Annotated in this window: 5 protein-coding genes; 4 read left to right on the top strand and 1 reads right to left on the bottom strand. The window is 65.2% G+C overall.

What is annotated here, in order from left to right; all coding sequences use genetic code 11:
* The 3 genes from ENZ74_RS25205 to ENZ74_RS25215 all read left to right on the top strand — a co-directional run.
* Positions 1-1,031 (top strand): tetratricopeptide repeat protein (locus tag ENZ74_RS25205; protein WP_127313060.1); only part of this gene is annotated, 1,031 nt, incomplete at its 5' end.
* 224 nt (positions 1,032-1,255) lie between these two features.
* Complete coding sequence (locus tag ENZ74_RS25210; protein ID WP_063168629.1) at positions 1,256-1,900, top strand: alpha/beta fold hydrolase; 645 nt, start codon at positions 1,256-1,258, stop codon at positions 1,898-1,900.
* Between the two features lie 4 nt (positions 1,901-1,904).
* The gene (locus tag ENZ74_RS25215) at positions 1,905-2,675 is read left to right on the top strand and encodes an exodeoxyribonuclease III (protein WP_013530618.1); all 771 of its coding nucleotides are present in this window, start codon (positions 1,905-1,907) and stop codon (positions 2,673-2,675) included.
* 11 nt (positions 2,676-2,686) lie between these two features.
* On the opposite strand, the gene ENZ74_RS25220 is transcribed toward ENZ74_RS25215, so the two are convergent.
* Positions 2,687-2,830: a hypothetical protein gene (locus ENZ74_RS25220; protein ID WP_127224232.1), complete on the bottom strand. Its 144-nt coding sequence runs from the start codon at positions 2,828-2,830 to the stop codon at positions 2,687-2,689.
* Between the two features lie 38 nt (positions 2,831-2,868).
* Here ENZ74_RS25220 and ENZ74_RS25225 point away from each other — a divergent pair.
* On the top strand, positions 2,869-3,761 hold an 893-nt coding region (locus tag ENZ74_RS25225; protein WP_127313061.1), incomplete at its 3' end, for a hypothetical protein.

Here is a 3,761-nt window from a genome sequence, read left to right on the forward strand (position 1 = left end):
GCCTTCATCAGCCCGAGAAGGCGCAGGAATCCGTTCTCGCTGAGGAGCTTGTGCCCGGCCGCACGCTGCTCGCTAAGGCCGGGCTCTCCAGGAACGGCGATGCCGAGATCGAGCGCCGTGTCGCCGCCGAGCGCGCGGCCGGGCACAAGCTCCTCAGCGAGAACGGATTCCTGCGCCTTCTCGGGCTGATGAAGGCACCGGAGGCGTCTTCGCTGTCGCGGCAATCGCTGATCGAGCAATCGCGGCTATCCGGCGCCGAGCTCGATTTGTTGTCACTGTTCGATGCGTTCGAGCATGACGCAGAACCCTATTCCTTCCGCGACCTGATCCTGGCGCGCAAATATGCAGGGCTCGTCGCCGGCGGCGCGACATGGGGGGCGATCGCGCGCTCCGTCCACCGCTCCGGCCCGGTGGCGTCGCTGACCGCCAAGTCGCTCAATGTCGGCTCGCAGCATGGGCGCGCCGATGCGATCTACCTCGAAGGCGGCCAGAGCGAACTCGACGGACAGCTTCTGTTCGATTTGGGCAGCGCCGGTTCGGCAGGCGACGACACACTGGAAGAGTTGTTTGCCGAGGCCGAAGCGGCGGAGGAGGGTGGCGACCATGATAGGGCAGCCGCACTCTACCAGCGCTGTCTCGCCATCGATCCGAGCGATGCGATTGCCGCCTTCAACCGCGCCAACTGCCTGCGCGCCGGCGGCCACGCGGCGGACGCCGCGCACGATTATATCAATGCGATAAAACTCGATCCGGCCTTCGTCGAGGCCTGGTTCAACCTCGCTGGGCTGATGAGCGAGCAGGGCCGCGAGGCCTCGGCGCGAAGGCACCTGCAGAAAGCGATCGCGCTCGACAAAAACTATGCCGATCCGGTGTTCAACCTCGCCCGGCTCGAATTCGACGCCGGCGATCTGCCGGAGGCGCGGCGGCTGTGGGTGCGCTATCTCGAACTCGATGCGGAGTCCGAGTGGTCGCGGATGGCGGCCAAGGGCGTGCAGTTCGTGGATCTGCAGTTGGCGCGTACGGCGGGGTGAGGGATGATTAGCGATGACAGCCGATCTCCCCCCTTGTGGGGGAGATGCCCGGCAGGGCAGAGGGGGGCGCTGTCCCGCCAACAGATCGGCCAATTTCGGAGCGTTTTCCCGCACGCAAGCTTGACTGAAGGCTGGCATTTCTTCACGCCCCCCTCTGCTCTGCCGGGCATCTCCCTCACGAGGGGGAAGAGTGGCAGCGTCGCCGTCGCGCAGGACATCAGACCATGACCACCTTTCTCTTCGACGGTCCCGACAGTGCCCCGGTCACCATCCTGCTCGCCCATGGCGCGGGCGCGGCGATGGATTCCCCCTCGATGACCGCCACCGCCAAGGCGCTGGCCGCGGCCGGCTTCCAGGTCGCGCGCTTCGAGTTCCACTATATGGCTGCCCGCCGCTACGGCCACCGCAAGCCGCCGCCGCGGGCCGAGACGGTCAACCCGGAATATATCAAGGCGATAGCCGACCTCAGGGCGAAGGGCGTGACCGGCCCGCTCGTCATCGGCGGCAAGTCGATGGGCGGGCGCGTCGCCTCGATGGTCGCCGACGAGATGTTTGCCAAGGGCGAGATTTCAGGCCTGCTGTGCCTCGGCTATCCCTTCCATCCGCCGGCCAAGCCCGATCAATTGCGGACCAAACACCTCGCCGATCTCAAGACACCGACGCTGATCTTCCAGGGCACCCGCGACGAGTTCGGCACCAGGGACGAGGTTGCGACTTATGACCTTTCCGATCGCGTCGAGGTGATCTGGCTGGAGGACGGCGACCACGATCTCAAGCCTCGCAAGAGTGTTTCGGGGTTTTCGACCGCCGATCATCTGAAGACGCTGGCCGAGACGGTCAAGGCGTGGTCGGGTCGGATCGCTTCCTGAAGCGATGAAGATCGCCTCCTTCAACATCAACAACATCAACAGCCGGCTTGAAAACCTGCTGACATGGCTGGCTGTGGCAAAGCCCGATGTCGTGTGCCTGCAGGAGTTGAAGGCACGCGACATGCAGTTTCCGCGCTCGGCATTGGCGGCGGCCGGCTATGGCGCGGTGTGGAAGGGCGAGCCGACCTGGAACGGCGTTGCCATCCTGGCGCGGAGTGCCGAGCCCGTGTTGACCCGCGATGCCTTGCCCGGCGACGAAGCCGACAGGCAGAGCCGCTACATCGAGGCGGCGGTGAATGGCATTGTCGTCGCTTGCCTCTATGCGCCGAACGGCAATCCCCAGCCCGGCCCGAAATTCGCCTACAAGCTCGCCTGGCACGCGCGGCTGGAGGCGCATGCCGAACAGTTGCTCGACACCGGCCTGCCGGTGGTGCTGGCCGGCGACTACAACATCGTGCCCGAGCCGCGCGATATCTACGCCACCCGCTCCTATGACGACAACGCGCTGGTGCAGCCGGAAAGCCGGGCGTCGTTCCGGCGCCTGCTCGACCAGGGTTGGCTTGATGCCCTGCGCAAGAAGCATCCGAAGGAAACGCTTTACACATTCTGGGACTATCGCCGCAACCGCTGGCCGCGCGATGCGGGCCTCCGGCTCGATCACATCCTGCTGTCGAAGAAACTGGCACGCCGCCTGACCGCCGCCGGCATCGACCGCGACGTGCGCGGCGAGGACGGTGCCAGCGACCATGCGCCGGTGTGGGTGGAATTGAAGTAAGGCGACTGCTTTCATGCGTCGCGCTTGAACGGATCCATGCAACGCGCTTTAAGTCTTTTGTCTTGATGCATGTCGCTGTCCCAAACCCGGGTTCGCTTTTGGCCGACATGCAATAACCTGTCGGCAAAGTATTCCAACGCAGCCGGATCGCCCATGAACGCAATCCTCCACGAGATCTGTGAAAGGAGGCTCCATGCCTGACTTGGGCGCTGTCGAGATACTGTTCGCCGCCCTTGTGGTGCTTGCGGCAGCTGTCGTGTCCTGGCGGCTGTGGCGGAAGCGCAGCCGCCGCAAGGGACGGCGGCAGACCAATCCGGCTGCCGACTATGCCGTCCGCACCGACTGGAGCGGCCGCGGGGGCATGCTCAATTACTCGTCCTTCGTCTATTTCGATGTCGATCGCGACGGCAAATACGGCGCCGGAGACCGGCCGATGGCCGGGATCATGGTGCGGCTGTATGACGAAGCCGGCAAGCTCGCCGCGTCCGCGCGCACCAACAATGCCGGCTTTGCCAATTTCCCCATGTCGGTGAAAAGCAGAAAGGCCGTGATCCGCAAGCCGGGCAACTGGCGCTTTGTGGTTTCGGTGCCGCCCGGCTGGCAGGCGAAAAGCGAAAACGACATTCAGTCCCGACACTTCCTGCCGCTGCCGGGTTCGCCGGCCGGGATGGTATCACAGGAGATGCTGCTGCCGGTCGGTCTGGCGCCGCCGCGCCGCGTCAGCGGGCGCGTTGCCGGCGATGGACCCGCGACCCTCTCCGTGTCGGGGGACGGGCACGTCCTGGAGGCGCGGACACTGGCGCCGGGTGCCGTCTTCAGCTTCGACCTGGCTGAAGAAGCCGACACGGTCAGCATCAGTGGCGAAGGCTTGGAGCGGCGGCTGACGCTGTCGCCCTACTCGGCGGATCTCGGCCTGCTGTCCGCGCAACGCGCCGGCATTGCCACTGATGCCGCTCTCGAAACGATCGGTTTCGACGATGTGACGTCGCGCACCTTCAGGAAAATTCCGGCCGGTCATGCCGGATTGGCGTGGCGCAACCTGAATGCGATGGCGCGCGACTACACCAAGGACAGCCAGGGCTATGT

Origin of the sequence: Mesorhizobium sp. M7A.F.Ca.CA.002.15.2.1 (genome assembly GCF_003998715.1) — a bacterium.
Classification (GTDB): domain Bacteria; phylum Pseudomonadota; class Alphaproteobacteria; order Rhizobiales; family Rhizobiaceae; genus Mesorhizobium; species Mesorhizobium ciceri.